General features: G+C 61.7%; 30 protein-coding genes and 1 pseudogene. 14 read left to right on the top strand and 17 right to left on the bottom strand.

What is annotated here, in order from left to right:
* Positions 1-86: 86 nt before the first annotated feature.
* Positions 87-1,232 carry an acyl-CoA dehydrogenase family protein gene (locus AC630_RS12725; protein ID WP_074118857.1) on the bottom strand — a complete coding sequence of 382 codons (1,146 nt, stop codon included), beginning with the start codon at positions 1,230-1,232 and terminating at the stop codon, positions 87-89.
* Between the two features lie 417 nt (positions 1,233-1,649).
* Here AC630_RS12725 and AC630_RS12720 point away from each other — a divergent pair, with 417 nt between their 5' ends.
* The 4 genes from AC630_RS12720 to AC630_RS12705 are packed head-to-tail and all read left to right on the top strand — an operon-like array spanning position 1,650 to position 5,500.
* Positions 1,650-2,354: a TIGR04282 family arsenosugar biosynthesis glycosyltransferase gene (locus tag AC630_RS12720; RefSeq protein ID WP_167561188.1), complete on the top strand. Its 705-nt coding sequence runs from the start codon at positions 1,650-1,652 to the stop codon at positions 2,352-2,354.
* Between the two features lie 4 nt (positions 2,355-2,358).
* On the top strand, positions 2,359-3,723 hold the full coding sequence (locus AC630_RS12715) for an MptA/MptB family glycosyltransferase (protein ID WP_074118855.1): 1,365 nt from the start codon (positions 2,359-2,361) through the stop codon (positions 3,721-3,723).
* Complete coding sequence (locus tag AC630_RS12710; RefSeq protein WP_074118854.1) at positions 3,720-4,799, top strand: radical SAM protein; 1,080 nt, start codon at positions 3,720-3,722, stop codon at positions 4,797-4,799. The genes AC630_RS12715 and AC630_RS12710 overlap by 4 nt, the downstream gene beginning before the upstream one ends.
* Positions 4,763-5,500: a glycosyltransferase family 2 protein gene (locus tag AC630_RS12705; protein WP_074118853.1), complete on the top strand. Its 738-nt coding sequence runs from the start codon at positions 4,763-4,765 to the stop codon at positions 5,498-5,500. Before AC630_RS12710 ends, AC630_RS12705 begins: the two co-directional genes overlap by 37 nt.
* Here the strand turns inward: AC630_RS12705 and AC630_RS12700 are convergent, their stop codons facing one another.
* From AC630_RS12700 to AC630_RS12660, 11 genes and pseudogenes are all read right to left on the bottom strand, one after another.
* Positions 5,501-6,256 (bottom strand): class I SAM-dependent methyltransferase, encoded by a 756-nt coding sequence (locus tag AC630_RS12700; protein WP_083636232.1) that lies wholly within the window; start codon positions 6,254-6,256, stop codon positions 5,501-5,503. It lies immediately after the preceding gene.
* Positions 6,257-6,277: 21 nt separating this feature from the next.
* Positions 6,278-6,934: a DoxX family protein gene (locus AC630_RS12695; protein ID WP_074118852.1), complete on the bottom strand. Its 657-nt coding sequence runs from the start codon at positions 6,932-6,934 to the stop codon at positions 6,278-6,280.
* A gap of 159 nt (positions 6,935-7,093) precedes the next feature.
* Positions 7,094-7,849 (bottom strand): hypothetical protein, encoded by a 756-nt coding sequence (locus AC630_RS12690; RefSeq protein WP_074118851.1) that lies wholly within the window; start codon positions 7,847-7,849, stop codon positions 7,094-7,096.
* Positions 7,850-8,693: 844 nt separating this feature from the next.
* On the bottom strand, positions 8,694-9,113 hold the full coding sequence (locus AC630_RS12685; protein WP_074118879.1) for a (R)-mandelonitrile lyase: 420 nt from the start codon (positions 9,111-9,113) through the stop codon (positions 8,694-8,696).
* 72 nt (positions 9,114-9,185) lie between these two features.
* Positions 9,186-9,371, bottom strand: coding sequence for a tautomerase family protein (locus tag AC630_RS12680; RefSeq protein WP_245330359.1), 186 nt, complete (start codon positions 9,369-9,371; stop codon positions 9,186-9,188).
* Between the two features lie 65 nt (positions 9,372-9,436).
* Positions 9,437-10,180, bottom strand: a complete 744-nt coding sequence (locus AC630_RS12675; RefSeq protein WP_245330358.1) for an MFS transporter — start codon at positions 10,178-10,180, stop codon at positions 9,437-9,439.
* Positions 10,177-10,476, bottom strand: coding sequence for an MFS transporter (locus tag AC630_RS46900; RefSeq protein ID WP_245330357.1), 300 nt, complete (start codon positions 10,474-10,476; stop codon positions 10,177-10,179). Before AC630_RS46900 ends, AC630_RS12675 begins: the two co-directional genes overlap by 4 nt.
* Positions 10,477-10,575: 99 nt before the next feature.
* A complete protein-coding gene (locus AC630_RS12670; RefSeq protein ID WP_283808416.1) occupies positions 10,576-11,280 on the bottom strand; it encodes an aldo/keto reductase in 705 nt (234 codons plus the stop codon).
* A 59-nt stretch (positions 11,281-11,339) separates the two neighbouring features.
* Complete coding sequence (locus AC630_RS47795; RefSeq protein WP_283808414.1) at positions 11,340-11,564, bottom strand: aldo/keto reductase; 225 nt, start codon at positions 11,562-11,564, stop codon at positions 11,340-11,342.
* 47 nt (positions 11,565-11,611) lie between these two features.
* Positions 11,612-12,383 (bottom strand): annotated as a pseudogene (locus AC630_RS12665) (SDR family NAD(P)-dependent oxidoreductase).
* Between the two features lie 75 nt (positions 12,384-12,458).
* Complete coding sequence (locus tag AC630_RS12660) at positions 12,459-13,064, bottom strand: SCO family protein (RefSeq protein WP_074118850.1); 606 nt, start codon at positions 13,062-13,064, stop codon at positions 12,459-12,461.
* A gap of 176 nt (positions 13,065-13,240) precedes the next feature.
* On the opposite strand from AC630_RS12660, the gene AC630_RS12655 reads away from it, so the two are divergent.
* The 10 genes from AC630_RS12655 (at position 13,241) to AC630_RS12615 (ending at position 22,533) form a co-directional block, all read left to right on the top strand.
* Positions 13,241-13,966 carry a carboxypeptidase regulatory-like domain-containing protein gene (locus AC630_RS12655; protein WP_074118849.1) on the top strand — a complete coding sequence of 242 codons (726 nt, stop codon included), beginning with the start codon at positions 13,241-13,243 and terminating at the stop codon, positions 13,964-13,966.
* 228 nt (positions 13,967-14,194) lie between these two features.
* Positions 14,195-15,211, top strand: a complete 1,017-nt coding sequence (locus AC630_RS12650; protein ID WP_245330356.1) for a metallophosphoesterase family protein — start codon at positions 14,195-14,197, stop codon at positions 15,209-15,211.
* 11 nt (positions 15,212-15,222) lie between these two features.
* A complete protein-coding gene (locus AC630_RS12645) occupies positions 15,223-15,687 on the top strand; it encodes a c-type cytochrome (RefSeq protein ID WP_074118847.1) in 465 nt (154 codons plus the stop codon).
* 134 nt (positions 15,688-15,821) lie between these two features.
* Entirely contained in the window at positions 15,822-17,255 is a 1,434-nt protein-coding gene (locus tag AC630_RS12640; protein WP_074118846.1) for a cbb3-type cytochrome c oxidase subunit I, read from the top strand.
* Positions 17,252-18,949, top strand: coding sequence for a cbb3-type cytochrome c oxidase subunit II (locus AC630_RS12635; protein WP_083636223.1), 1,698 nt, complete (start codon positions 17,252-17,254; stop codon positions 18,947-18,949). Before AC630_RS12640 ends, AC630_RS12635 begins: the two co-directional genes overlap by 4 nt.
* Before the next feature lie 3 nt (positions 18,950-18,952).
* Positions 18,953-19,141, top strand: coding sequence for a hypothetical protein (locus tag AC630_RS12630; protein WP_074118845.1), 189 nt, complete (start codon positions 18,953-18,955; stop codon positions 19,139-19,141).
* Positions 19,101-19,304, top strand: coding sequence for a hypothetical protein (locus AC630_RS12625; RefSeq protein WP_074118844.1), 204 nt, complete (start codon positions 19,101-19,103; stop codon positions 19,302-19,304). The genes AC630_RS12630 and AC630_RS12625 overlap by 41 nt, the downstream gene beginning before the upstream one ends.
* 144 nt (positions 19,305-19,448) lie before the next feature.
* Positions 19,449-19,574, top strand: a complete 126-nt coding sequence (locus AC630_RS47790; protein ID WP_283808413.1) for a hypothetical protein — start codon at positions 19,449-19,451, stop codon at positions 19,572-19,574.
* A gap of 56 nt (positions 19,575-19,630) precedes the next feature.
* Entirely contained in the window at positions 19,631-20,356 is a 726-nt protein-coding gene (locus AC630_RS12620; RefSeq protein WP_074118843.1) for a sulfite exporter TauE/SafE family protein, read from the top strand.
* Complete coding sequence (locus AC630_RS12615; RefSeq protein WP_245330354.1) at positions 20,353-22,533, top strand: heavy metal translocating P-type ATPase; 2,181 nt, start codon at positions 20,353-20,355, stop codon at positions 22,531-22,533. The genes AC630_RS12620 and AC630_RS12615 overlap by 4 nt, the downstream gene beginning before the upstream one ends.
* A gap of 9 nt (positions 22,534-22,542) precedes the next feature.
* Here the strand turns inward: AC630_RS12615 and AC630_RS12610 are convergent, their stop codons facing one another.
* The 5 genes from AC630_RS12610 to groL all read right to left on the bottom strand — a co-directional run bounded on the left by AC630_RS12610 (position 22,543) and on the right by groL (position 26,803).
* Positions 22,543-23,766 (bottom strand): FAD-dependent oxidoreductase, encoded by a 1,224-nt coding sequence (locus AC630_RS12610; RefSeq protein WP_245330353.1) that lies wholly within the window; start codon positions 23,764-23,766, stop codon positions 22,543-22,545.
* Between the two features lie 41 nt (positions 23,767-23,807).
* A complete protein-coding gene (locus AC630_RS45380) occupies positions 23,808-24,188 on the bottom strand; it encodes a c-type cytochrome (protein WP_074118841.1) in 381 nt (126 codons plus the stop codon).
* Positions 24,188-24,514, bottom strand: coding sequence for a thiosulfate oxidation carrier complex protein SoxZ (gene soxZ / locus AC630_RS12600; RefSeq protein ID WP_074118840.1), 327 nt, complete (start codon positions 24,512-24,514; stop codon positions 24,188-24,190). Before soxZ ends, AC630_RS45380 begins: the two co-directional genes overlap by 1 nt.
* Before the next feature lie 22 nt (positions 24,515-24,536).
* Positions 24,537-25,013 carry a thiosulfate oxidation carrier protein SoxY gene (locus AC630_RS12595; RefSeq protein WP_143197997.1) on the bottom strand — a complete coding sequence of 159 codons (477 nt, stop codon included), beginning with the start codon at positions 25,011-25,013 and terminating at the stop codon, positions 24,537-24,539.
* 158 nt (positions 25,014-25,171) lie between these two features.
* Positions 25,172-26,803 (bottom strand): chaperonin GroEL, encoded by a 1,632-nt coding sequence (gene groL / locus AC630_RS12590; protein WP_074118839.1) that lies wholly within the window; start codon positions 26,801-26,803, stop codon positions 25,172-25,174.
* Positions 26,804-26,847 lie beyond the last annotated feature (44 nt).

Below are 26,847 nucleotides of genomic sequence, written 5' to 3'. Positions count from 1 at the left end.
GACTGCATCTCCCTTCGCAGGCTCGATGTTCAAATGCGATAAATCGCGCTCCCGAATCGCTGCCAGGCGGCGCTGCGCTCTCGCGCTCAAAACAGCGGTATTCCCAAAATGGCTTTGCCAATGAAGTCGCGCAGCACATCGCCGGTCGGCGCCATCACAGCGCCCGCATGGGCATCGCGGAACAGTCGCTCGATAGCCAAATGCCTGGAAAATGCAGCGCCTCCGCACACCCGCATCGCGGTCGAGGTGACGGTGATGGCGACATCACCTGCCGCTGCCTTGCTCTCGAGCACGCGCAGCATCGTGGTGTCCCGGGGCCGCTCGAGGTGATCAACGAGATCGTCGACACGTGCGGCAAGTCCATCCGTGTCGATCTGCATCGTCGCAAGCTGCGCGCGAAGCGTCGGCAGACTCTCGCCGAGGGTCTGGCCCAGATGCTCGAAGCGAGCGCCATTGAGATGCGCCACGGTCCCTGCCACTGCGGCCCGGCAAAGACCAAGTGCGACCGCCGATGTGCCAAGGTTGAACAGCGGAAGCACAACCTCCAGCATGGCCTTGAACCCGGCACCGTCATCGGTCAGCTGGAAACCGGGCGCGACCTCGCAATCTTCGAGGATCATCGGCGCAGATGCGTTGGCGCGCATCCCGAGACCATCCCACGGGCCGGCGACCGACAGTCCGGGCGTATCGCTGGCGCAAAGGTAAAGGGTCGTTTCGGTTGGACCTTTGCCTTCAGGAGACAGCGCCGAGACGACATAGCTTTGCGCGTGGCCGGCGCTCGTCACCCACGATTTCTTGGCGCTGAGGTGCACACCGGCGCCGTTGCGCTTCGCTCGCGAGACAGGCGCCCAGAAGTGGCTACGTGATCCGGCCTCGCTGAACGCCAAAGTGGTCAGGTGTTTGCCGGTCGAAATGTCCTTAAGCGTCTGCGCGACGGCGGCTCCCGGACGGGCCGCGGCGATGGTTGCGGTGGCGCATATGTGCATCAAATAAACCATCGCCGCCGATGCATCCGCTTCTGCGAACGTCGCGATGACCGCGGCGAGGGTCCGTGGTCCGAGCGCCGAGCCGGCTACCTCGGTGGGCAGCGTGATCCCCAGCAATCCGGCTGGACCGAGCGCCGCGATTGCCTCGGATGAAAATCGGGCTTCCTTGTCGTTTTGCCTGGCGGCCGGTGCGAGAATGCGATCGGCGATGTCTTTGGCATTCGAAACTGCGGTCTCGTGATTCATGACGACCCCTCGATACCTAGGTGCTGCCAACCAAGTTCGAAAAATATCGAACCTGCTCTCTGCGCGAACGATGCTAAGCGACCCGCATCATCGGATCAATATGACCAGCCTCAAGCATGGCAAGTTCTTGCGTTGCAGCAGCGAGTACGGGCCACCGTAATTACGTGCTCAAAGCCATTTAGTTACATCACCTGGAAGCTTTTTTGGCGTCGACAAAACCTTTCTTCGAGCCGCGGCCAGTAGGCAGCGCTTGCTCGCTGTCGACCGGAGCGCTACCAATGGCCGGCAACTGTGTGACGAGGTTCGTCTGGCGATGCCGGTCAATGATTGCGGGGTCTCGTCCGTCCCCGCGCAAAGACATGACACACTGCACCTGATCGCGATCGCCGCCGATCGCGTGCGATCCAGGCTTGTTCGGTGAGCGGCGCGGCGATCGGGATCGTTGGCAAGGCGCCGCAACCCGGCCGCTCAAAGACGCGGCTTGCGAGCGCCATTGGCGCTGCGGCCGCTTCCCAGCTGTCCGCTTGCTTTCTGCAAGACGTCGGTGCGGCGATCGAAGCGGTACCGGAAGCGCTCGGCAGGCGCGGCTATGGCGTCTATGCGCCGGCGGGAGCCGAAGATATCATGCGGCAGCTGCTTCCTGCAGGGTTCGGACTGTTATTGCAGGCCGGCGATGATCTCGGCCACGTGCTGATCGGCGCGACGCGTGCGCTGCTCGATGTCGGACATGACTGCGTCCTGCTCGTCAATGGCGATAGCCCAACCTTGCCCCCTCGCTTCCTTACGCAGGCGATCACTGCGCTGCGCAAATCCGGTGATCGGATGGTGCTTGGGCCGGCGAGTGACGGTGGCTATTACCTCATTGGGCTGAAGCACCCGCATCAGCAACTGTTCACCCGTATCGCGTGGGGAACGGAAACGGTTGCCCGCAGCACACGCGAGCGGGCCGCCGAAATTGGTCTTGCCACAACGCTGCTTCCGGAATGGTACGACGTCGACGATGTCGAGACATTGCGTTGGCTACGGGAGGAGCTGGTTGGCCGTTCGAACCGCTTTCGCGACGGCGGGTTTGCCGCGGCGACCCGGGCCTTTCTCGAGGCCGGGCACATGATAGGCCTGTGAACTGATGGCCGGGGCTGCTCGAAGGCAATTCGGTCGACTGGCGCGCGCCGCCAACCATGCTGCTCCGCTTCATCTGTTGGCCGGCATCGGTGTTGTTATCGCCGGCATGACGCTGGTCACTCCCTTTGCCTTCGAGGCTTATGGTGACAACGCCTTCATTGCTCTGACCATCGCCGCGGGGCTCCTGACGATCGTGTCGACGCGCCTCGCCGAGCGCGTGCCAATCGATCGCGCGCTGTGGCTCATCTTCGGACTCGGGATTGCGCTCAGGATCTATGTACTGTTGTTCGATCCGCTCCTGTCCAGCGATATCTATCGCTATGTCTGGGATGGCAGGGTTCAGGGCGCCGGCATCAATCCCTACCGCTATGTCCCGGCGGATGAGGCGCTGGCATTTCTCCGCGATGGCGCGATCTTTCCCCATATCAACCGCGTCGATACGGCTGTCACGATCTATCCGCCAGTCGCGCAACTTTTCTTTCTCACTGTCACGCGGATCGGCGAAAGCGTGACTGTGATGCGTCTCGCACTCTTGGGGTGCGAGACCGTCACCGTGTCACTGATCATGCTGCTGTTGCAGCATATGAAACGCCCGGTGACGCGCGTGGTTGCCTATTTCTGGCATCCGCTGCCCTTGTGGGAGATTGCCAACAGCGGCCATGTCGACGCGCTGATGGTTGCCCTGATGCTGCTGGGCCTGTTCGTTGCCCTGACCGGCCATGCGTTGCGTGGGGCCGTCGTGATCGCGCTTTCGATGCTGGTCAAGCCGTTTGCGGCACCGGTATTCGCCGGGATCTGGCGGCCGTGGGACCTCAAAATGCCGCTGGTCGTGATCGCAGCGGTCGTGCTCTGCTATCTTCCCTATTCATCCGTCGGTTGGGGCGCTTTCGGATTCCTGACCCAAGGCTATCTGAGGGAAGAAGGCATCAGTGCCGGCTACGAGATCTGGCCGTTGTCCCTCTCGCGGCTTGTGTTTGGCGAGCATCAGGGTGACGTGGTGGCTTACGCCGTGCTCGCCGCGCTGATCCTCGTGTTCAAAGGGCTTTCCGTGGCGCGCAGTTGTGATCATAGCATCGCGTCCAGGCTTGCCGACATCAACATGCTGCTACTCCTGACTCTGTTGCTGTTGTCGCCAAACTATCCTTGGTACTTTCTCGTCATCACGCCGTTTGTCGCCCTGTGTGGCTCCCTGCCGACGTGGGTCGTTTCAATTGGTGCACTGTTACTGTCCGAACAACTCGATTGGGACTTCTACATTCCAAGAATGGTAACAAAATCAATTCTGTTCGGAGGTCTCTTACTGGCTTGGGCCCTGACGACCTGGAGGACCCGCATGCAGCGAACCGCAGAAACGGGGTTGTCACCATGAGCCTTTCCGGCGATACGCGGGGCATTCGCGCGCCCTTCGATCCACGCCGTTATCACGAGCAGGTTACGGGGGAGCGCACCGAGGTCGCGCAGCGTGCGCCCGTTTGCCTCTATCTGGAAGTGACCAACCGATGCAATCTGTTGTGTACCACCTGTCCTCGCACCTACGAGGAGCTAGAGCCGCCCGCAGACATGGACTGGGACCTGTTCACATCGATCGTCGACCAGGTTCCCGATCTCGCGCGCGCCGTCCTGCACGGTGTCGGCGAACCGATGCTAGTCGCGAATCTGCCGCGGATGGTCAAATACCTGAAGGATCGCCGCGTTTACGTCCTGTTCAACACCAATGGGACGGTTCTCAGTGACCGCAACGGCCGTGCGCTGATCGAGGCCGGGCTCGATGAGCTGCGTGTGTCGCTCGACGCGTCAAACCGCGAAAGCTTCAAGGCGATCCGGGGGCGGGATTATTTCGGCCGCATCCTCCGCAACGTGCGCGCGTTTCGCGAGCTGCAGGAGCGGGAGGGATATACGAAGCCGCAGGTTTCCGTTTGGCTTACGGGCCTGAAGGAGACTGTCGAGGAACTCCCGGCGTTCGTGAAAGTGGCGGCCGAGATCGGTGTTAAGGAGGTCTACCTGCAACGTCTTGTGTTCTTCGATGAACAGACCATCGGCAAGGCGCGTCCGGATCAGGCCCTGTTCGAACGGTTGGCCGCGGGCGAAGCCGCCTGTCTGAAGCAAGCCGAGGAGCTGGCGCGCTCCCTTGGCATCACCTTCAGTGCGTCTGGCGCGGCGAGCGAGCCGGGCCTAAGTCTGAAGAGCAGCGGCTGTGGTTCGCCGTGGTCGCTCTGCCGGCGACCGTGGTCGCTGATGTATTTCACGGCCAATGGTCGCGCATTGCCGTGCTGTATCGCGCCGTTTTCGCAGCATGGCTATGACAATTATACGCTTGGCCATGCGGCGCGGCAGTCCTTGCAGGACATCTGGAACGGGCCATCGTATCGGGATTTTCGTGCGGCGCTGCTCTCGGACAAGCCGCCCAAATGCTGCGCCAATTGCGGCCTGCGCTGGAGCCTGTGAACGAGGTGGCCATCGTCTCGGCGATCATTCCGTGTCTCGACGAAGAAACGGCGATCGGCCAGGTCGTGACCGCGGTGCTCGCGCAGAATGTGAGAGAAGTCATCGTCGTCGACGGGGGCTCGCTGGATCGTAGTGCTGAGCGGGCAAAGGCCGCCGGGGCTCGCGTCATTGTCGAGCCGCGCCGCGGCTACGGTCGTGCCATTCAGGCAGGCATCGCCGCCGTGCGCGACGACGCCGACATTCTTGTCTTCCTCGACGGCGACGGCGCCGATCCTGCGGAATTCATCCCGGATCTGGTGTCGCCGATCGTTACAGGCCAGGCGGTCTTCGTGCTCGGTTCGCGCGTACGCGGTTCGCGCGAGCCCGGCAGCGTGGCACCGCAGCAGCTCATTGCCGCCCATGTCAGCAGGCTGCTGTTGCGTCTAGTCTATGGCACAAGCTTTACCGATCTGTCGCCGTTTCGCGCCATCCGGCGGGATGCGCTCAGCGGTCTCGGGATGAAAGAGGAGACCTATGGCTGGAACCTGGAAATGCTGATGCGGGTCGCCTCGGCGCGACTGCCGGCGCTGGAAATTGCCGTTGGGCAGCGGCGCCGGATTGGCGGGGTATCGAAGGTTTCCGGCAATCTCGTCGCCGGCGTCAAGGCGGCCTGGTCCATTTCGGCGACGTTTGTTCGCGTCGCGCTCCAGCTGCGAAGGTGATCAGCGTGCGCCGGTACGATCCGCACAAGCAACGATGCTCCCGGGAGATCTTCGTTTTTCCGGTGGCGAAAACACCGCGAGGTATCCGCCATCGCCTGCCAGCTGATATGTGGCGATCTCGCGATATCCAACCGCAGAGAGTTCGCAACGCAGCAGCTCAATCGGCGTGCCGTGGTCCGATGTCGGCTGCTCAAGGTCGACAATTCCGACCCGCGCGCTGGGCTTTAGCGCGGGCACGAGATCGTAGAGGAAGGCATAGGGCTGGGCGATCTCGTGATACATGTGCACGAGGATCGCGGCATCCAGCGAGGACGCAGGCAGGCGAGGGTCACCTGGTTCGCCGAGCGCGAACTTGACGTTTGTCAGCTTCAGTTGCTCCGTTCGCCTGGCGAGCTCGACGAGGTATTTCCGCGTGACGTCCTCAGCGATGACAGAGCCGGTGGGGCCGACGAGCGGCGAGAGGCGAACGGTGTGGTAGCCACTACCCGCACCGATGTCGCCGACCGTCATGCCAGGTTTCAGTTCAAGAAGACGGACGATCTCGCCGTCCTCATTGAGGGAGTCGCGGTGCTCCTCATTGGAACGCCTGGGGCTGACGATCTTGGCAACCGGACGCTGGGGTGCGGGAAACGCCGTTGCGGCGACTCCCGGCGGAGCCAGATAGCCGATGTCAGCGGCGTGCGCGCTGACGGCGGCGCCCAGCGCGATAAAGAGCGTCGCTGCGAGGCCAGCGCCCTCATATGCTCGTTTTCTCATCCAAACGACCGCGATCAACGATCAACCCGCGATGTCGAAGAACCAGCCAACAAACCCCTTGCCGTCGCGCACGACGGGCACCTCGCGGCGAAGCCAGGCATCAAGGCCAAGACTGCGGCCGGCGCCGTCGAGCGCAAACAGGAACATCAGGAGGGCCAGGCACATATACGTCCATGGCCACTCGGAGGGGTTGCCATACAGGCCGAGCCAGAGTTGCAGCGTATAGGCGAGGGCCAGCACTCCCACCAATCGCACCGCAAGGCCGAGGATCATCGATCCAGCGAACACCAGCTCGGCCAAAAAGACGATAGGCCCAAAGATCGTCATGTGAGGCAGCACGATGTCCTTCATGAAGGTGCGGTGAAACTCGAACGCCGCGCTGGTCGATTCCTGTTCGGTCCAGTATTGCAGACCGTCGGACACCGGCAGCGGTAGTTTCCACAACATGCCCTGGAACCACAGGCAGCCGATCAAGACTCGCGCCACCCAGATTCCAAGATGTCGGCTGGTACGCTGCGCAGGATCTTCTCGCCAATTCCGCACAGCAATCACGATGCTGGCAAGCAGCAGTGCCCAGAATAGCGCCACGATCAGATAGCGCCAATTTCCCTGATGGAGATAGTCGCTCGTCGTCGCGGTCAGGAAATGCCAGACGTCGGTGAAAGGATTGGTGGGCATGCGCGGGCTCCCAGGGGACTTGGTTGCTCTACGTATCGCTTAATCGCATCGTTACTCTGCGTGCCAGTTGCCTGCCAAGGCGCACCGCCCGCAGGCGATCGGACGGTGCGCCCGCCTTACGTGCTTTCGATCAGCTGTCCGAAAAAACCCCTCCTAGGGTCATTGCGCGTCGATCCATTTGTCGGATCCTGTCAATTTCACCGACACATCCGTCAACGTGATCCGGAAGGGCTTTCCGTCCACCATCCCGGGGTGATTCATTGAGATCAGGAGCGGGCCGGCCTTCTTGTGGTCCGCATATATCGCGGTCACGAAGTGCGGCGGGTTGGCAGCGCCCCGGTGGTAAGCGATTTCCTCAATTCGCTTGTCGGCGCCAATGTAGAGGTCCCACGTGTCGCCGGGCTGGTAGCCGCCCTCCGACGGGTATTTCATCACCACCTTCTGGGCCGACGTGTCACCTGTCGGTCGCTTCTGCTGGCCTTCGTCGGTCGCGGTCGCGCCATCCCATAGCAGGTGGAACGGGAGCAACACCCAATATTGATCGTTGGAGAATGCTGGATCGACTTCTTTCTTGACGACATCGCTTTGGCTAGAGAGCTGGGAGCGCTGATAGGTCACCTTGACCGGATTGCCTTCCTTATCTTTCCCCTCGTAGGAGACCGTGTCGGTCTTCGGGCTCCATTCCCACTTGTTGGAAATTTTGTGACCGCCAGGAAACTCACCGTTCCACGTGTAGCGGATCGCCTCGATTTGTCCAAATGAATCAAGACCGTAGGTCTTTGCGATCTGCTCGGCAATCGATGGGCTCTGCTGCGCCCGGGAAGCCGCAGGGAGGACCAACAGTAGGCCGAAGGCCAAGAGGCGGATCACATTCAGTCTCACTTCGCTGCGCGCCTGAGTACGAATACTGGTCATGTCGGGCTCCTTGGATGTGGCTTGCAATTGCCTCGGCCGAGCCGAGGTTCGAGGCCGTTCGGCCAAACATTTGGGCTCGGCCGGGACGGAGCACATGTTCGGACGGCGAGAGACACTGTTTCGTGTCACGCACGAGTGCCGGTCGTCCCGAACATTCTAGCAAACGACCGGAAATTGCGGCCGTTGGCGGTCATGAGCATACCAACAAATCTGGTCAACCGCTGATGGGCGGTTCTCGTCCGTGGTTTGTCTTAGGGCAAAGCGAGTGAAGCGCTCGAAGCGGCAGCTTAGGGCGCAAAACGGGGCCATCGATGCCCTTCGACTGAGAATAGTTGACGGTATCAAGCGGAAATCGAGAGAAGCGAAGCGGCGGCCGCTCACACCGAGCACACGTCTACTTCGTCGATTGACTCCGATAGTTGCCGAAGCCGCAATTCCTCCGAGCGAAACAAATTTTCCTGTGAATTCAAAACCAAAAAGTTCGGGCGGGTATGCCGTCGGGATTTGACCGTCAGCTTGAGAAGTTTGCTTGCAAATCAACGCGGTAACGTCGTCCTAATGATTAAGGGGAAGGAGTGCGGCCGGCTGGGATCGCGGCCTTTAGCGTAGTCTGGTGGAGTCGTACTCACTTTCTCCGCGTTGAGGACGCTGACCGAAGTAGTGAGATTGTGGCGTAGTCCGATGGAGGTCGGTGATCCACCGCTTCTTCGCGATAGAGTATTGCAGCGCAGCTAATCGTGCAGAAGGGCGGGTCGTCCAAAGCCCAGAATTCGAGCACCGGGCTTTAGCCCGAAGCCCAGCCCGATGCATCCCGAACACGCTAGGGCGCCGTCCGAAAGAGCGCTTACACGTGACCGGTCCCTTCGTGCCGATCCAGGTATTGTTCGTCGCTGACTTTTTCCAACCATGTGACGGGACTGCCGTTCAGCGCTTCCTGGATCGCGATGTGGCTCATCGCAGTATCGGCTGTGGCTCCGTGCCAATGCTTCTCGCCGGCCTCGAACCAAACAACGTCGCCTGGACGAATCTCCTCGACCGGTCCGCCGTCCCGCTGCACCCAGCCGAGCCCTGACACGACGATCAGCGTCTGGCCGAGCGGATGTGTGTGCCAGGCCGTCCTGGCGCCGGGCTCGAACGTCACGAGGGCGCCGCGAGCACGAGCCGGCTCCGGCGCCTCGAAAAGCGGGTCCACGCGCACCGCGCCTGTGAAGTATTCCGCCGGCCCCTTGCCGGAAGGTCGAGAGCCACTGCGTTTGATGTCCATGTTCATGCTCCTTTGTCAGATACGATTAACAGCCAGCCAGAGTGGAGGCTCCAAGCCGACCTTGGATTTCCGTCAGCGCGGGTCGTAGCCCGGCTTCTTGTAGATACTGTCAGGTTTGGCGAGGATGTCGGGCTTGTAGACCTGCTCCGACCAGTCCTTCGGGTGGATGTCCTCGATGGCGACGGAGACCGATTCCTCTCCGGATCCGAGCGTGTCCATCACCGCTTTCGTCAGTGCCGTTGCCAAAGCGGACTTCATCTGCTCCGACCATTCCAGAATGGAGCTTCACGACCACGTGGGGCATCGCCCGTCCTTTCGCGCTCTCAGGTTGATTTCTCGGTTGCGGGGTGCCTCATCAGCCAAGCCGCGACGAGGACGGCGCAGAGAACGGTTGCGGCACTGGCGAGAAACACGACGTTCATCCTCGCTCCGGTCGCGATCAAGCCCAGTGCCAGGCCCCGGCTCTGCGGCGGCACGCGGCGCACCGCTTCCACGCCGAAGCCTGGATAAACGAGGGAGAAGCCGAAGCCGGTGAGGGCGGCCCCGACCAATGCCATCTCCGGCCGAACGGACAGCCAGATCAACTCCTGACCGGCCGCTTCGATCAACGCGCAGACAAAGGCGACCTTCGCCCCGCCGATCGCGTCGGGAACGTGGCTGAAGAATACCCGCGCCAGGATGAAAGCCGTGGCATATGCCGAGTAGGCGTGCCATCCGTTCGGCCAGCCGCGGCTCGCGAACAGCAACGCGACGAAGGTAGTCACCGCACCGAAACCGACGCTGCCGAGCGCCGAGCCCATGCCCGGCACCCATACGGCACCGACAACCTCGACGAACGAGAAACGCGCGTGGTGCACCGGCGCGACCGCCGGGAGGCGCGCGACAAGCAGCAAAGTGGCAAGCGGAGCCGCCGCGGTTGCGAGCGCGATCGCGGCAAACCCGTAAGCCGCGTAGAGGGCCGATCCGGCCGGCGCGCCGATGGCAAAGGCCGCGAACACGGCCGATCCGACCCAAGCAATGACCTTGCCGGTGCTGCGGGAATCGACGAGCGCGAGGCCCCAACTCACGGCTGCCGTGATGGTGAAACTTTCGGCCGCGCCAAGCAGCCCGCGCCCCAGCAGTAGAATGGAGACTGACGCAAGCGGAGCATCGATGAAGCGAGCGACAGCAGATAAAGCAGTCCGGAAGCCGCGGCCGCGAGCAGACCGACGATCACGCCCCGCTTTGCGCCGCTGTTGTCCGAGTAGCTTCCCGCCACGGGCCTCGAGATCAGCGAGGCAGCGAACTGACTTCCGGCGACGAGGCCCACGACAAAAGGCCCCAGCCCCAGGCCATCGTGCACGTGAAGCGGAAGGACGGGCATCGCGATGCCGATGACGAGGAAGCGACGAAGACAATCCCCATGATCGGCAACAACATCGGAGCCACTTCCGATGTCTGTTCCGTAACCGCCGACATCGCTCTACCAGGCATAGGCAACGGGCGCCTCGCCCCCCGGACCGGGCCAGATCTCATCCAGGTTCGCCAACGTCTTGTCGGCGAGGCGGAGCGAAGGCGCCTTCAAGTTCTGACGAAGCTGCTCGACAGTGCGGGGCCCGCTGATGGCCGCCGTGACGACGGGATTGTGGAGCAGCCAAGCGAGCGCCACATCGGCCGGTGCCTCACCGAGATCGGCGCACAGCTTTTCATAGGCTTCGAGCCGCGGCCGCGACTTGTTCACCTGCTGCTGCATCCGCTCGGACGCGCGGCGGCCACCTTCAATCTTCTTCAGCACCCCGCCGAGGAGGCCCATGCCGATCGGGCTCCATGGGATGAGGCCGATGCCGAAGTGACGCAGCGCCGGGATCACCTCCAGTTCGGCCGTCCGCTGAGTGAGATTGTAGAGGCTCTGCTCGGAGGCGAGGCCGAGCAAGCTGCGTGACGCCGCGGTCATCTGCGCGGTAGCGATGTCCCAGCCGGCAAAGTTGGAGGAGCCGACATAGGTGATCTTGCCCTCTCGGATAAGCTGCGCCATCGCCTGCCAGATCTCTTCCCAAGGCGTCGAACGGTCGACGTGGTGCATCTGATAGAGGTCTATGTGGTCGGTCCGGAGCCGGCGCAGGCTCGCCTCGCATGCGCGCCGAATGTGGTAGGCCGAGAGGTACTTGTCGTTGGGGCCGGTCTCCATCGGTGGTAGACCTTGGTCGCCAGCACGATCTTGTCGCGCCGGCCGGCATTCTGCGCCAGTCAATTGCCGATGATCTCCTCCGAGACGCCGAACCCCTTCGCCATATCCGGCGACTGCGGCCCGCCATAGACGTCGGCCGTGTCGAACATATTGATGCCCGCTTGCAGCGCCTCGTCCATGATCGCGAAGCTGGTCTTCTCGTCGGTCAGCTCGCCGAAGTTCATCGTGCCGAGCACGATCCGGCTGACCTTCAGGCCGGTGCGGCCGAGATGCTTGTAGTCCATCGTCGTGACTCCTCGTTCGATTAGCGTCGACCGACGAAGCGCCTCCTTCAGGGCAGCGCCACGCCGGTAAGTTCTTGAAGACGTGCGACCAGTGCGTCCTGGAAGACGGCATCCATTGCTTCGGCCGCAGGCTGGTCCTGCCGCATGTTGTGCCAGTATCTGCCGCTGACCATGGCGGCAGCGTCGGAGCTCGCGGCGAGCCAGCTCTGCGTCCGCTGCCCCGTATCGATGTCGACCGGAGCGCTCGCACCTCCCATCCGCGTGCGCACCCAGCCGGGATCGACCGCGTTGCAGAGGACCTTCGGCCACCGCCGGGCGAGACAAAAAGCCAACGCGACGACATGCAGCTTGCTTTCCGCATAGGCGCGCGCCCCATCCCATGGACGATCGGTCCAGTCGAGATCGCGCAAGGAGCCATCGCCCCCCCCCCCGGTGAAGTCCGCTGCTGAGATAGACCAGCCGGTCGGGTCGCTCGATCAAGGCCGTCAGCATGAACGGCGCCAGCGTGTTCACCGCCAAGGTGACCGCATGCCCTTCCGGCGTCGATCCTCGACTAGGTGCCGTGTAGATGCCGGCATTGTGGATGATGGCATCCATGCGGCCGATCGCGTTGACCTGGTCCGCGATGCGGCGGACATCGGCCGCGCTGCTCAGGTCGCCGATGACGACTCCGGCGGTTGCGGACAAGAGATCGGCAAGCGCCGAGGCGCGCTCGCTCGATCGCGCATGCAGGACGACTTGATGGCCCACGCTCAGAAGCGAGCGCGCCGCCGCGCGACCGAGCCCATCGGTGCTGCCGGTGATGAAGATGCGTGCCATCCCTTCCTCCCGTGCGCACGCGGTGCCAAATCTTTCCTGGAAATCACCGCTGCCGCTACCCGGCATCATCTCACGTCAATGCGACTTCCCTTCCGGTTTCACGAGGTGGAGCAAATCGTCGGCGATACGATCGGCGGGCGTATCGGCGTCGAATGCCTGCACAAACTGACCTTGCGGGTCCATGACGTAGAGGTAGGTGCTGTGGTCGATGAGGTAGTCATTGGCGCCCTCATCACCCTTGTGTGCGACATAGTACGCTCCGTATTCGTGTGCCACGGCGGCGATCTGCGCGGGAGTGCCCGTGAGCCCGACAATTCTTGGATCGAATGACTCCGTGTATTTGGCCAGCACGTCAGGTGTATCGCGCTTGGGATCAACGGTGATGAAGATCGGCTGCACCTTTGCGGCGTTAGGGCCGAGCTTCTCAAGCGCAGCAGCGATCTCCATGAGCGTCGTTGGGCAACTATTGGGACAGAAGGTATATCCGAAATACACGAGCAGCCATTTTCCCCGATAAGTCTGATCGGTGACCGTCGTGCCGTCGGGCGCTGTCAGACTGAAAGGTCCCCCTATCGAGACAGATGAGGCCGGTTGGCTGATGGCCAGCACTATCGCGAGGACCGCACCAGAGAGACTTCGCTCAAGAGCCGAAAGATGAATGAGTTCACGGCGGCGATTCATTGGACCTCCGCAATCTCTGGTCGCAGCTTTCAGGCCGCGAAGCCGCTCCTCGACGCCTGCTCTGCGCCAGTCAAATCATTGACTTCAGGTAAGTTTAGGTATGCTATAAATTACTAAGGTGTGTTTCCCCTGGCAAGACGATTGGGTCTTGGCATTGAGAACGGGGAGGCGCCGTGATGAAACCCAATTGTTCAGTCATTGTGGCCTCCCTGATCGCCACCGCGATCAGCGGTGTGCCGGCGCGCGCATACGAAGAGGGCCCCGTCCCCCAGGGCGGATCCATCCAGGGCAAGGTCATCTTTAATGGCGCGCTCGAGACGCGGAAGATCATTCCGAACAAGGATCTCCAGGTCTGTGACGGGCCTCGCGACGAGCCCTTGATCGACGTTGGACCTGACAAGGCCGTGCAGAACGCGGTCGTGTATTTGGCCCAGGTGGCCAAAGGAAAAGCTTGGCCCGCGCAGGCGGGGCAGGCCAAGACGCCCGAGCTCGTCAATCACAACTGTCGTTTCGAGCCCAAGGTTCAGGTGATCCGCGGGGGACCACTCGTGGTCGTGAATAGCGACCCGATACTGCACAACACCCACGGCTATTACGGGAAGCGTACAGCTTTCAATATGGCACTGCCGAACGAGGGGCAGCGAATTCCCACGGAGCTGACGCGGGCCGGAACCGTGCGCATCGACTGCGACGCACACGGCTGGATGGAAGGGTGGATCTACGTGGTGGAGAACCCCTACTACGCAATCACCGGCGCGGACGGAAAGTTCAGTATCGCTGACGTACCGCCTGGCAACTATACGCTGGTAGCGGTCCAGTCCCTCACTGGCCCAGTGCAGCAGTCCGTCACCGTCGCGGCCGGCAAGCCGACTGAACTAACGATAGAACTAATGAAGCAATAGACTTTTTCACCGCCGGTAATCGCCGGCAGCACTTGCGCAACGCGAGACACAACCGCGAGGTCCGGCGACAGATCTCAGACACAGAGAGGAACGATCTACCGGGAGGAGGTGCCTATGTCCGAGCTTGACCGTGAACGGCGTGAGTTGGCGGCGGTTCTCCAACGGCCCGGGGTGCATCCTGATCCCTCGCTCCGTCTTACTCGGCGCACTTTCATTCACAGATCGTGTTTGACCGGCGCGGCTACAGTCGCCCAGACTTTCGCATGGTGGCCGCTACTTAACACCATCGACGTCGCTTACGCTGCCGAGGAGCCCTTCAAGTTCGCATGGGTTTCCGACACCCACCTGTACCCGAAGTCTGTCAACACGCGCTTCGTCGAGAAGGTGCAGCGCGCCGCGAGGGAGGTCCAGGCCATGAGCCCGCCGGCCGACTTCATGATCTTCGGCGGCGACTTGGCTCAGCTCGGCAGAGCCAACGAGCTCGAGCTCGGAGTTGAGCTCCTGAACGAAGTGAAGATTCGGAAAGTCTTCATCCCGGGCGAGCACGACTGGTACTACGACATGGGCGCGAAGTGGAAGCAGCTTTTCGACAAGCCCAACTGGACCTTCGACCACAAGGGGGTGCGCTTTATCGGGCTCGACACGGTCACCCACGGACCGGACTACTGGACGGCGCGGAAGATGAGCCCCGAAGAGCGCATGGACCATATGGCAACCCTCGACGGCAGCGTCGCCGGCCCGTGGGCCGGCGTGGGCCGCGACCAGCTCGACTGGATGCAGAAGACGCTTGCCGACTGGGACAAAGCCAGGCCGGTTGTCATCTTCAGCCACAACCCACTCTACGAATACTATCCGCCCTGGAACTTTTGGGTGCGCGACTGGCGCGAAGTTAATGAGGTGCTCAAGCCTTATCTCAACGTCACCAATATCCATGGCCACGTCCATCAGGTGCTCTACAACGAAATCGGAACCATGCGGTCGATCGGCATGCTGGCGACCTCCTGGCCTTGGCCCTATGCCCCCGAGGGCGTGCCCAAGCTCACCAAGCCGATGATCCGCGCCGACCCCGGCGATTTCTACGACGGCGTTGGCTGGGAAACCTTGAGCATGAAGAATGATCGGATCGAGACCGAGTACATTATGTGGGGCCGGAAGGAGGTCTTCGTTCAGTCGCCGCCGGACTCCTCGCTGAGTCAGCCTGAGATCCTGCGGCCGCGGATCGCCGACCAGATCTGGCCGTACTAGGGAGGACAGCCATGACAACCAGAACGACATTGCTGTTCACTCTTTGCATTGCTTCGCTCGTTGGTCTCTTGGCCGCGCTTGCGGTTCTCGTCGGCCCTGCCAATGCGAACAAGGACCCGGTAACACCTCAACAGTTGAAAGCTTACGAGGACGCCTTCATGGAGCAGGTCAAGAAAGGCGACCTGTTGTTCCATGGCGATGCCGCGACCGCGAAGCAGATGAACGTCGTGCTCAGCAACACCGGAATGGCCTGCGCGATGTGCCATCCCTTTGCCTCCGACACCCACCCGCAGGCGTTCCCAAAGTATCAGGCGAGCATGAACAAATTCGCGACGCTTCGCGACATGATCAACTGGTGTATCGAAAAGCCAAATCAGGGCGAGAAAATCGATTCCGATTCGGACGCGATGAAGGCACTCGAGGCGTACATCTATTGGTCGAACAGCGGCTCGGTGCTGGTCCCTGGCAAGTACTAGTCTTCGGAACAACACGAAGAAGCGGGTACCGTGACGAGCGAGTTCGGACGGAGCAACAGATGCCGCAGTGATGCCTGAGGAGCCGCGCGGCGTGAGGCCGCGATGTCGGCAAAGGGCGCGCGATGACAGAAACATTGCAACTACGAGGCAGGTTCACCGGTGTCGACCTTGATCAACTGGTCGATTGGAGTGTCGTTCGAACTTGGCTTTACCTGGGGATGTTCTGGCTCATGGTCACGCCGTCGATCGGCGTGGCGCTGTCCGGTCTCTTCAATTATCCCGACTATCTTGGTCCTACCTTGGGGCTGACTTTTGGTCGGCTCCGTCCGGTGCACGTCAATGGCGTCATTTTCGGCGCGTTTTCGACGCTGTTCATCGGCGAGTGCTATTATCTGGTGCCGCGCCTGTGCGGTGTTCGCGTGCCGTGGGGTCAGTGGGGCGTCCCGCTCGCCTGGGTGTGGAGCATCGCACTCCTGGCCGGTCTCGTATCGCTGCCTTTCGGGACGAACCACGGGCTGGAAGCCGGCGAACTCCCGCTCTTCGCTGAAATTCCCATGCTCATCGTAGTAGCCGCTGCGACGGTGCAATTCCTCATGACGATCGCGCAGCGCCTCGAGCCACAGCTCTACGTCGCGCTCTGGTATCTGATCGGCGCCTTCATATGGACGACGATGAACCTGGTTTTGGGAAGCTTCATCCTGCCCTACACGATTTCCGGGATAAACAGCGCGGCATTCCACGGCCTCTACATCCATTACATCGTCGGCCTCTGGATCACGCCTGCGGGCTATGTGCTGATCTACTACTTCCTTCCAGTCAGCGTGCACAATCCGCTCTATGCTCACAAGCTCTCATTAGTTGGCTTCTGGTCTCTCGCCCTGTTCTATCCGTTCGTTGGCATCCATCACTATCTTTACAGCCCAATCGCCGACTGGGCCGAGACGCTTGCAATCGTCACCTCCATGCTTCTGATCATTCCGGTGTGGACAGTGCTGGTGAACTTTTTCGGCACCGTGAAGGGGCGTTGGGATGGCTTCGGGAGGAATCTGCCCGCGAAGTTCCTGATCATGGGCTCGCTGATGTACCTGGCGGGTTGCTTCCAGGGCTCAACGGAGGCGTTGCGTTCGATCCAGCAGCCGACGCATTTTTCCGACTTCGTCATCTCCCATTCGCACCTTACCGTGTTCGGGACTTTCGTCGTATGGGCGATGGGAGGCCTGGTCTATGTCTGGCCGCGGGTGTGTGGTCGCGAGCTTTGGTCCTTTGCGCTCGGCAATTGGGCATTCTGGCTGATCACTGTCGGCATCACCACGATGGGCCTCGTTCTGACCGCCGCAGGTCTGCAGCAGGGCTTTGAGTGGATGAACGGAACGGAGTGGGTTGATACAGTTGTTCGGATGAGGCCGTATTGGCTGGTGCGCACGCTCTCCGGCATCAGCATGGACACCGGAATGTCGCTGTTGGTCATCAACATGATGATGACAGCGTTGACCCGGCCCGCCGCGGCGAGGGAAGTGGCTCCAGTCCCCGGCGTGGCTCCCGTTCCTGCGGGAGGGTCGGCAGAATGAGCGCGCGGTTTGTCGCCCTTGTTGCCGGCGTCGGCTTCTTCTTTCTCGCGGTCCTCACCCAGGGGATACTGCCGTTCGTCGAACCGACAGCGCGTACCACTACCGTGACCTCGGTTGTGCGCACCGAGCTGGGTCAGCTCAAATGGATGGTGACCGAGGCCACCGACTACACCCCGATGGAGCAGCTCGGCCGTCGCGTGTATCTGCGCGAAGGCTGCTGGTATTGCCATTCCCAATACGTTCGTCCGGTGACGGGCGAGACGCGCCGTTGGGGCCCGGTGAGCGAGGCGGGCGAATACGCCTTCGATGTTCCGCACCTGTTTGGCACGCGACGCATCGGACCGGATCTGACGCGGGTCGGACTCAAATACGGCGACGAGTGGCATCTCGCCCATTTTTGGAATCCGCGCATGCTTACGGAAGATTCGATCATGGCGCCCTATCGGGAACTATTTGATGCATCCCCGCAGCCAGCGAAGATTGTTGATGATGGAGCAGGCAATCGCACGCTTGAGAAAACGTCGGAAACTGCAAAGCTGTTCGACTTCGCGAGCAAGGAGCAGATCAAGCTCACGCCCAACACCGAGGGGCTGCTGTTCGTTCCGATGAAAGCGCGCGGCAGGTTTCCGATCGTCTGGACGCCAAACATGGAATACACGGGCGACACGGTCAAGATAGCTGCCGAGACGGAAGAGCTCGAGGGTCTCATTGCCTATGTCCAGAAGCTCGGCATGAATCGCGGCAAGTGGCGCGATATGTTCGAGCCGCAGCAGCTGGCGGTCACGGAGGCCACCCTTCCGCGCTCAAGCGGATGGATCGCGTACGGCAAGGAGGTCTACGAGCGGCGATGTATCGGGTGCCACGGCGTCAAGGGCGACGGGAATGGACCCGCTGCGACCTTCCTGTTCAAGCAGCGACCGCGAAACTTCAATGCGGCGGCCTTCAAGTTTCGTTTGACCCAGAAACCGATCCCCACTGACGGCGACTTGTTGCGAACCATCACCCGCGGAGTGCGCGGCACGGCGATGCCGGCGTGGTATGAGTTGCCACTCACGGATCGGCTCGCTGTCATCCAGTACATCAAATATGAGCTTGCGGTCGACCGCTCCGACCCCGCAGCACCTTATGCTTTCTTCACCGAGGAGCCGCCGGGCGCACCACTGTATATTGGACGGCCGCCTGCGCCGTCCCAACAGCTGCTCGCTCATGGCAGGGAGGTGTGGCAAAGCGCCAAGTGCTGGGAGTGCCACGGCAATAGCGGCAAGGGCGATGGCGAGAAGGCCCCGGGGCTGAAAGATGATCTCAACTTCCCGGCGCCGCCCGCGGATCTCACCAGCGGCCAGTTCAAGTCGGGGCCCGCCGTGGAGGATATCTTCAGGACTATGAGCACCGGCCTCAGCGGAACGCCCATGCCTTCTTACCGTGACTCGCTGTCGGAGGAGGACCGCTGGGCTCTTGCCTACTATGTTGTTTCGCTGTCCGCCTTCAAGGACCCGCTCACCCTTCAGCCGCTGTCTATTTCGCCCGCGGATCGCGCCGCACTCAACGATCCCAAGTTGGAAGCTGCAACACCGGAAGATGCCTACGTTCCGGGTGGCGGCCGTATGCAGCGTGCCGAGGTGTCTGGCGCCGCAACCGGCAGCCCGGAGCGCTTGTCGGCAAGCGGAACTGCCGACCCATTGAGGAAAGAATGAACCATGACGGATTTCGAGGTCATAGGACCTTACTTGGTTGCGTTGCTGATGAGCATCGGTGCGCTGTGCATCTTCATTTGGGGTGTCCTCTCGGGCGCCTTCAGTGGAGCGGACGACGCGGCTCTACGGTTCTATCGCAAGGAGATGGAAAATGACCGAGCCGACGAACCGGTCAAACGAGCCGGCGAGTGACAGTTCAGCCCACGAGATGGAGGAATATGCCGGTGGCTACATCCAGGCGCGAGTCGGGAAGATCCCGATTTGGCTGTTGGTTGTCTATGCCGTGCTGTTCATCTGGGGGCTCTATTACCTGGTGAACTATTGGGGCGGGCTTGGCCCGGGAAGGCCGGGCTGAGCGGGAGCGGGCGATGACGAACATCCTGCCGGCGCGGCTGATTGCAATCATCATCATCGCGATAGCGGCCTTGAATCTGATTTTCCTGCTTTCCGAGCTCACCATGAATGTTGTCCGGGTCTACTTCGGCTGAGGGAACAGACCATGCTGGCCGATCCAATCTTCTCGTTGGCTGCTGCAAGTCCAGAACAGATCGTCGCCTTCATCGGATTTGCGGTATTCACGATTGGTTTCTTCGCCTGGGTTGCTTACCTCGTTCGTATGAAGTAGCTGCCGCGCAGTAGCGCCCGGCGCAATGCGACCAGACGATTTGCGGGACGTCCGTTGTGGCCTACTATCTGATGCTCTTCGCCGCAGGCTTCGCCGGCAGCTTTCACTGTGTCGGGATGTGCGGCGGCTTCGCCTGCGCGCTTGGCCATGACCCGCACGGGCAGGCAGCCACCGCGTTGCGCCATTTTCTCTATAATTTGGGCCGATTGACCACCTATTGCTTCCTCGGCGTACTGGTGGGCGCTCTCGGTCAGGTGATCTGCACGCCTCAGGGAACGGCCGTATCGATGTTGAGTGGCAGCCTCGACGCCACCCAGCGAGGCCTGGCAATTGTTGCCGGAATGCTCATGATCGCCATGGCGCTGCAGTTCTTCGGCCTGCTGCCGCGCTTGCATCGCCTCGCGACCGGCTTCGGTAGCAGCACGCTCGCCGCGTCGCTGCGCAGCCTGTTGACCGCACATGGCCACGCCGCACCGCTGGCATTCGGCGTATTCAATGGCTTCCTGCCGTGCCCCTTGGTCTATGCCTTCCTTGCTGAGGCGGCGAGCACCGCCGGGGCGCTTCCCGGCTTTCTCACCATGGCGTCGTTCGGACTGGGGACCTTCCCGGCCATGCTGATGATGGGCGCCGTTGGCCAGGTTCTTGCGCCAGCATGGCGGCAACGTGGTGTGTGGCTGGCCGGCAGTTGCATTCTGCTTCTCGGCTTTTTCACCCTTGGCCGCGGCATCCTGCCCTTCGCTGCTCAAATGGCACATGGCTGGCCCGGAGGATATCCCGCATGAGCGAGCGCGGCGCCATCCTGTGCAGCCATTGTCTGCTTCCCGTCGGCGTACGCGCGATGCAGCGTACGGTGAACGGCGAGAGCCACGCATTCTGCTGCTATGGCTGTTGCATCGCGTTTCAGGTGAAGAGCGGCAAGAGCGAGGAATGGGAAGCGGCTTGGCTCCTCATCAGGCTCGGTGTGGGCGCTTTTCTGTCCATGAACATCATGCTGTTCAGCCTGCTGCTATATGCAGGGACATTCACAGGGGTAGATGCGAGGCTGCTTCCTTGGATTCACCTTTTTCTCTGGGTGTTCGCCACGCCGGCTGTCATTATTCTCGGCGGACCATTCTTTAAGGAGACTTGGCGTGAGGCACGCGACGGGCACGTGACGTCCGCTGCGCTCATCGTGCTTGGCGTTGGTGCCGCCTATCTCTATTCGGCATTTGCCGTCCTCGAGCGCGGCCCGCACGTCTACTTTGATACCGCTACTATGGTGCTGATGCTGTTCACCGTAGGCCGCTATCTCGAGGCGGCAGGCCGCGCCCGGGCCGCCCGCAACCTCGAACCGCTGTTGGCTGCGGAGAGCGAATGCGCGACTGTGGTTGAAGGCGGCCTTGAGGCGCGCCGTCCGGTGCGGGAGGCGGGCGTCGGCGCGCTGGTGCGGGTGCGACCGGGCGAGCGCATTCCCCTCGATGGTACGGTGGTGGAAGGCGACTCTCACGCCGACGAAGCTGTGATAACAGGTGAAGGTCGGCTGGTGCCGAAGGGCGTCGGCTCCGCAGTGATTGCGGGCAGCATCAATATGGATGGTCCGCTCTTGATCCGGAGCACCCGGGCCGCGACGGACACCCGATGGGCCCAGATTTGCCGATCGGTACGGGACGCGCTGAGCCGGCGCAGTCCGACCCAACGTCTTGCCGACCGCGTCGTCGGCGTCTTCGTCCCTCTGGTTCTGTCCCTCGGCGCGCTGACGGTGCTCTACTGGGCGCAGTGGCTGCCGTTCGATCGGGCATTGCTTATCGGTCTTTCCGTGCTCGTGATTGCCTGCCCGTGTGCAGTAGGCCTTGCCGCCCCGCTTGCGACCTCGCTCGGCATCGGGCGGCTGGCGCGGCGAGGCTGCCTGGTCCGAGAGCCTGGCGCGCTCGAAGAACTTGCCCGCACGCGCCTGGTTGCTTTCGACAAAACGGGCACGCTCACGTCGGGCAGAGCACTTGTTGTGAGGATAGAGACCGGCGGAGTAGTGGCCGACGAGGTGCTCGCACGAGCCGCTGGGCTTGAGCGCCATTCCGAACATGGTTTCGGACACGCCATCACGGCGGCGGCGGCGATGCGTGGCCTCGATCCGGTAGTTGCTGCCGACGTCCGGATCCTGCCGGGCCGCGGCATCCGAGGGATCACAGACGGACAAGTAGTGGTGGCCGGCAACCGAGCACTGATGAGCGAACTGGGCTGGTCAGTCGCGCCGGCTCTCGGCGAAGGTGGACGGTCGCTGGAAGCCGATGGCTATTCCGTGATCTATGTCGGATGGGGCGAGCAGGTGCGTGCCGCGCTGGCGCTCGATGATACGGCGCTTCCCGAGGCGCGATCGACGGTCGAAGCACTGCGTCGGCGGGCGTTGCACGTGATGCTGCTCAGCGGGGATCTAGCGCGTGCCACGCAGCGAGTTGCGGTCACGGCCGGGATCGAGGATGCACAATCTGGCCTGTCCCCTGAGGCCAAGCGGGCTGCCCTGCGTCGACTGCACCAAAAGTACGATGTGGTTGCGATGGTCGGCGACGGCCTCAACGACGGGCCGGTGCTCGCCGAAGCGGACATCGGAATCGCCGTCGGTTCCGCGACCGATCTCGCTCGCGAAACGGCCGCCGTGGTCTTGCCTCGGGGTGGGTTGTGGATGCTGCCTTGGGTCGTCGATGTGGCACGCGCGGTTCGCATGACGATCCTCACCAACCTGCTATGGGCGTTTGGGTACAACCTGATTGCGCTGACCCTTGCCGTGCTCGGCCTGCTTCAGCCAGTCCTTGCGGCTGCGGTGATGGCCGGCTCGAGCATTCTCGTGGTGGTGAATTCACTTCGTCTGGAAAGGATGCCGGATCCCGTCCACACGCCGATATCTGGAGAACGGCCGGGCGGGGAAACGCAATCTGCGCCCGATACCTTCCCGGTGATACCCGTGTCGGCAATCGAGCGGGGCTGAGCGACGGCTTCAGCCGAAGATGTCATGGGTGAATGCGGCGTACCAGCCGTCTGCCTCACGCACAGCCTCCCGGCGTGTCTCGGCACTGTCACCGACCTTGCTGAGGAAGAAGTCGTTGATCTTGATTGTATCCGGCTCGGCGCTGTAGCTGATGGCACTCGTCACCGCGTCGTCGGAAGCAAGAAGAGTGAAGCATGTATTGAACAGGTGGGGCACAAATCGCTCGGATCCGGTGAGTGCAGCCAGGATTGCGAAGGCGCAGACCTTGGCTTGGCTATTCGACGCAAAAGCCGATTTCGCCATATTGCCGGCCTTGGCCGCATCGCCGATGACATGGATGCCGGGCTGCAGCTTCGATTCGAACGTCATCGGATCGATGGGACACCATCCCGATTGGTCCACGAGGTGGGCCTGGTGCGCGAGCCGGCCCGCCTCCTGTGCCGGGATGACATTGGCGACATCGGCCTTGAACGTGTCCCCGCCCGTCTTGATCATTCGACCCTTCACGTCGACCCCCTTGATTCCGCCCGTGAACTGTCCCGGCAGCCACTCGATCATTCCCGGATAGTGGCGGTTCCAACCATCTTCGAACACGTCCTGCGCGAAGAAGCTGTCTTTCGCATCGAGGATCAGGATTTTCGCCCGCGGCTTGTACTGCTTGAAGTAATAGGCGATTAGGGACGCGCGCTCGTAGGGACCGGGCGGGCAGCGGAACGGATCCGGCGGAGCGACGAGCACGAACACGCCGCCGTCCTCCATGCTTTCGAGTTGCCGTCGGAGAAGGCTGGTTTGTAGCCCGGCGGACCAAGCGTGCGGCATGATCTGCATCGCGGCGTCGTCATAGCCCTCGATGGAGCCAGCCTTGAAGCCAATACCTGGCGCAAGGACGACGCGGTCGTACGATAGGTTCGCCCCGCCTTCGAGGCTCACGTTCTTGGCCACCGGATCGATCGCGGCCACGGAGTCTTGGACGACGTTGACGCGGTATCTCTGCGCAAGTGTCTCATAGCCATGCGTGAGGGATTCCAACGGGCGGAGCCCGGCGAGATAGAGGTTGCTGAAGAAGCAGCTCGTGTACCGCGCTTTGGGCTCGACCAGTGTCACATCGAGCGCTTCGGAGCCCAAGGCCAAGTACTTGGCGGCGGTCGCGCCGCCGACGCCGCCGCCGATAACAATGATCCGCGCCCTGGCCTGGCCTCGCGCGGCTTGCGGACGGAGCGCCGCTACGGACATCGCTCCAGCCAAATAACCAAATTGACGACGTGTCCAACATGTCATCGCCGCTGGGTTTCCTTTCCTCGTGCCGCGAAATAGCGCGCCAGGATCGCGATCTCTTCGTTGCTGAGGGAGCGCGCCATTGTGCGCATGATCGGACCGGTACGCTCGCCCGACGTGAAGGCGCGCATAACGGCGACAAACTGTTCCTCGCTGAGTCCGACAATCGACGGAATACCCGTGTCGTGGCCGTCGAGGCGATGACAGGCTGCGCACGTGGCTGCCAGTTGGGCGCCCTGATTATTGTCCGCCCCGAAGCTGCACTCCGCAAAGGAGACAACCAGGCTCAAGACCGTCGAGAGCGCGATGAACTGATGGAGGCTCGACGCACTTTGGCGGTGGGCCGCGGTCGCCGAGACAGCGGTCGAGCCGCCCGGCATCAGCCGACTGTGAGTTGGTGGGTCAATGCGTAGATGTGGCCACCATCCTCCTCCCAGACGAACTCCAGCCGGCCGCTCTCCGTCGCACGCAGGTAGAACTCAAGATAGGGATTGGCCGCCACGGCCTCGTGCAGATCGACGCCGAACACGATGACGTCGTTGTAACGACAGCTAAACCTGTTGATGATATTCCGCGGGATCACGTCGCCTTGATCGTCGCGACGCAGCCCTGTTTCCATTCGATGGCTAATTAGGGCCTTGACCTGAAAAATTTCGCCGTTTGCCGCAGTGCTTGGCACTTGCACGCGTGGTGTCGGGATGAACATTCTTGCCTCCTTCCGGGCGATGTCAGGTGCAGCCGTTCGTGGCCACCTCGACCCAGGTCTTGTTCATCAGGAGTGCGCCATCGTTCATTTCCACCACCGCCAGGACATATTGCGGTTCGGCCAGACGGATCCGCGTCGACACTCTCGGCTCGCTACGCCGCGGCACAAAGTGAAAGCGGGCAACCTCAATGAGCGGATTGTGCGGCGCGAGCACACGGACATGCCGCACGTGGTCCGCTTCGGTCATTGGGCTATCAATCTCGAGAGAGAGAGGTACGGTATAGCCGTTTGGAAACGTCCTCGGCATCACAAGGTGAATTCGATCGGACTCCACGGGAGTCTTTCCGGTGAGTTGCTTGACGATGGCAACATCATCGTCACTGTCACCCGCGTCCACCTGCGAAATGAAGACACCGCCTGCCACTCCAGCGCCAGCCGCAGCGGCCGCCGTCAATAGAGCACGGCGCGTGAAGTTTGCTGTCTTGGTTCCTTCCACCACGCCAACCTCCTCGTGCCGACGTGGACCACCAAACGCGATAAGACACTATCCCACGTCCGGGCGTGCTCACAAGGCGAAGTTAGTCCGCTGACATGATCTGCCGATCAATCGTGACGGACCGATCCTTGACGGGCGTCGGTTGTGCAACGCAGCGCCGCTCAAAAGTCGATGTCGGCCCCGTGGGGCGGGTGCGGGTGGCCAAGCGGCGCCGTATCCTTCCGCTCTGCGACCATGGCCTCCGTCGCGATCAGCAGGCTTGCGATCGACGCAGCATCCTGCAAGGCCGCTCGAACCACCTTGGTCGGATCGATAATGCCCTTGGTCACGAGGTTGCCGAATTCGCCGGCCTGGGCGTCGAAGCCGTAGGCGTAGGTCTCGTGATCCAGGATCTTTCCGATGACGAGCGAGCCGTCCTCGCCGGCATTGATGGCGATTTGACGGGCCGGCCAACCCAAGGCCTTCCTGACGATCTCGATCCCGTGCCGCTGATCCTCGTTTCCGCCCTTGAGCTTCCCGAGCGCCTTGACCGCACGGAGCAGCGCAACTCCGCCGCCGGGCAGAAAGCCTTCTGCGACCGCCGCACGGGTTGCATGCATTGCGTCATCCACGCGATCCTTCCGCTCCCTGACCTCGATTTCGGTCGCCCCGCCGACGCGGATCACCGCGATCCCACCGGCGAGCTTGGCGAGCCGCTCCTGGAGCTTCTCACGATCGTAGTCGGAGGTCGTCTCCTCGATCTGCAGCTTGATCTCGGCAATGCGAGCCTCGATGTCGGCCTTCTTGGCGGCGCCGCCAACGATCGTGGTGTTCTCCTTGTCGATCAACGCCTTCTTGGCGCGGCCGAGCATATCAAGCGTCACACGTTCGAGCTTGATGCCGAGGTCCTCGGAGATCACGGTGCCGCCGGTCAGAATTGCAGTGTCTTGGAGCATCGCCTTGCGGCGATCGCCGAAATCGGGCGCCTTGACGGCAGCGACCTTAAAGCCACCCCGCAGTTTATTGACCACAAGCGTCGCGAGGGCTTCGCCTTCGACGTCTTCCGCGATGATGAGAAGCGGCTTGCTGCTGTTCACGGCCGCTTCCAATAGCGGCAGCAACTCCTGCACCCCCGACAACTTTTTTTCGCAGATCAAAATGTGCAGGTCTTCAAACTCGACCAGCATTTTTTCGGCATTGGTAATGAAATAGGGCGAGAGGTAGCCGCGATCGAACTGCATCCCATCCACCACTTCAAGCTCCGTCGCGAGCGACTTTGCCTCCTCGACAGTAATGACGCCCTCGCTGCCGATCTGTTTCAAGGCATTTGCGATGAGCCGGCCGATTTCTGTATCGCCGTTGGCCGAGATCGTGGCAACCTGAACGATCTCCTCATTCGAGGTCACCTTCCTGGACTTTTCCTTGAGGTCTTCGACAACTGCATCGATTGCCAGGTCAACCCCGCGCTTCACGTCCATCGGATTCATGCCCGCGGCTACGGCCTTGACCCCCTCCTTGACGATTGCATGGGCGAGTACAGTTGCCGTCGTCGTGCCATCACCGGCCAGGTACGACGTCTTTGACGCGATTTCCTTCACCATCTGCGCACCCATATTTTCGAACTTGTCGTCAAGCTCGATTTCCTTCGCTACAGTCACGCCATCCTTAGTGATCCGCGGCGCCCCGAACCTATCGAGCACGACATTACGACCCTTGGGACCCAGCGTGACCCGCACGGCGTCGGCGAGGATGTCGATGCCGCGCAGCATCTTTTTGCGCGCCTCGGTGGAGAATTTGACGTCCTTGGCAGCCATCGCGTTTCTCCCTAGTCAATTTCTGTGTGATTATGCTCCCCGTT

The organism is Bradyrhizobium sp. AS23.2 (genome assembly GCF_001908185.1).
GTDB lineage: Bacteria > Pseudomonadota > Alphaproteobacteria > Rhizobiales > Xanthobacteraceae > Bradyrhizobium.
Note: the sequence above shows the minus strand (reverse complement) of the source record. Positions and strands in the feature narration are given on the sequence as shown.

Coding starts and splice junctions, on each gene's coding strand:
- AC630_RS12725 (WP_074118857.1), bottom strand. CDS start 1,232: ATGAATCACGAGACCGCAGTTTCGAATGCCAAAGACATCGCCGATCGC.
- AC630_RS12715 (WP_074118855.1), top strand. CDS start 2,359: ATGGCCGGGGCTGCTCGAAGGCAATTCGGTCGACTGGCGCGCGCCGCC.
- AC630_RS12710 (WP_074118854.1), top strand. CDS start 3,720: ATGAGCCTTTCCGGCGATACGCGGGGCATTCGCGCGCCCTTCGATCCA.
- AC630_RS12705 (WP_074118853.1), top strand. CDS start 4,763: ATGCTGCGCCAATTGCGGCCTGCGCTGGAGCCTGTGAACGAGGTGGCC.
- AC630_RS12700 (WP_083636232.1), bottom strand. CDS start 6,256: ATGAGAAAACGAGCATATGAGGGCGCTGGCCTCGCAGCGACGCTCTTT.
- AC630_RS12695 (WP_074118852.1), bottom strand. CDS start 6,934: ATGCCCACCAATCCTTTCACCGACGTCTGGCATTTCCTGACCGCGACG.
- AC630_RS12690 (WP_074118851.1), bottom strand. CDS start 7,849: ATGACCAGTATTCGTACTCAGGCGCGCAGCGAAGTGAGACTGAATGTG.
- AC630_RS12685 (WP_074118879.1), bottom strand. CDS start 9,113: ATGGACATCAAACGCAGTGGCTCTCGACCTTCCGGCAAGGGGCCGGCG.
- AC630_RS12680 (WP_245330359.1), bottom strand. CDS start 9,371: ATGAAGTCCGCTTTGGCAACGGCACTGACGAAAGCGGTGATGGACACG.
- AC630_RS46900 (WP_245330357.1), bottom strand. CDS start 10,476: ATGCCCGTCCTTCCGCTTCACGTGCACGATGGCCTGGGGCTGGGGCCT.
- AC630_RS12670 (WP_283808416.1), bottom strand. CDS start 11,280: ATGGAGACCGGCCCCAACGACAAGTACCTCTCGGCCTACCACATTCGG.
- AC630_RS47795 (WP_283808414.1), bottom strand. CDS start 11,564: ATGGACTACAAGCATCTCGGCCGCACCGGCCTGAAGGTCAGCCGGATC.
- AC630_RS12660 (WP_074118850.1), bottom strand. CDS start 13,064: ATGAATCGCCGCCGTGAACTCATTCATCTTTCGGCTCTTGAGCGAAGT.
- AC630_RS12655 (WP_074118849.1), top strand. CDS start 13,241: ATGAAACCCAATTGTTCAGTCATTGTGGCCTCCCTGATCGCCACCGCG.
- AC630_RS12645 (WP_074118847.1), top strand. CDS start 15,223: ATGACAACCAGAACGACATTGCTGTTCACTCTTTGCATTGCTTCGCTC.
- AC630_RS12635 (WP_083636223.1), top strand. CDS start 17,252: ATGAGCGCGCGGTTTGTCGCCCTTGTTGCCGGCGTCGGCTTCTTCTTT.
- AC630_RS12630 (WP_074118845.1), top strand. CDS start 18,953: ATGACGGATTTCGAGGTCATAGGACCTTACTTGGTTGCGTTGCTGATG.
- AC630_RS12625 (WP_074118844.1), top strand. CDS start 19,101: ATGACCGAGCCGACGAACCGGTCAAACGAGCCGGCGAGTGACAGTTCA.
- AC630_RS47790 (WP_283808413.1), top strand. CDS start 19,449: ATGCTGGCCGATCCAATCTTCTCGTTGGCTGCTGCAAGTCCAGAACAG.
- AC630_RS12615 (WP_245330354.1), top strand. CDS start 20,353: ATGAGCGAGCGCGGCGCCATCCTGTGCAGCCATTGTCTGCTTCCCGTC.
- AC630_RS12610 (WP_245330353.1), bottom strand. CDS start 23,766: ATGTCCGTAGCGGCGCTCCGTCCGCAAGCCGCGCGAGGCCAGGCCAGG.
- AC630_RS45380 (WP_074118841.1), bottom strand. CDS start 24,188: ATGCCGGGCGGCTCGACCGCTGTCTCGGCGACCGCGGCCCACCGCCAA.
- soxZ (WP_074118840.1), bottom strand. CDS start 24,514: ATGTTCATCCCGACACCACGCGTGCAAGTGCCAAGCACTGCGGCAAAC.
- groL (WP_074118839.1), bottom strand. CDS start 26,803: ATGGCTGCCAAGGACGTCAAATTCTCCACCGAGGCGCGCAAAAAGATG.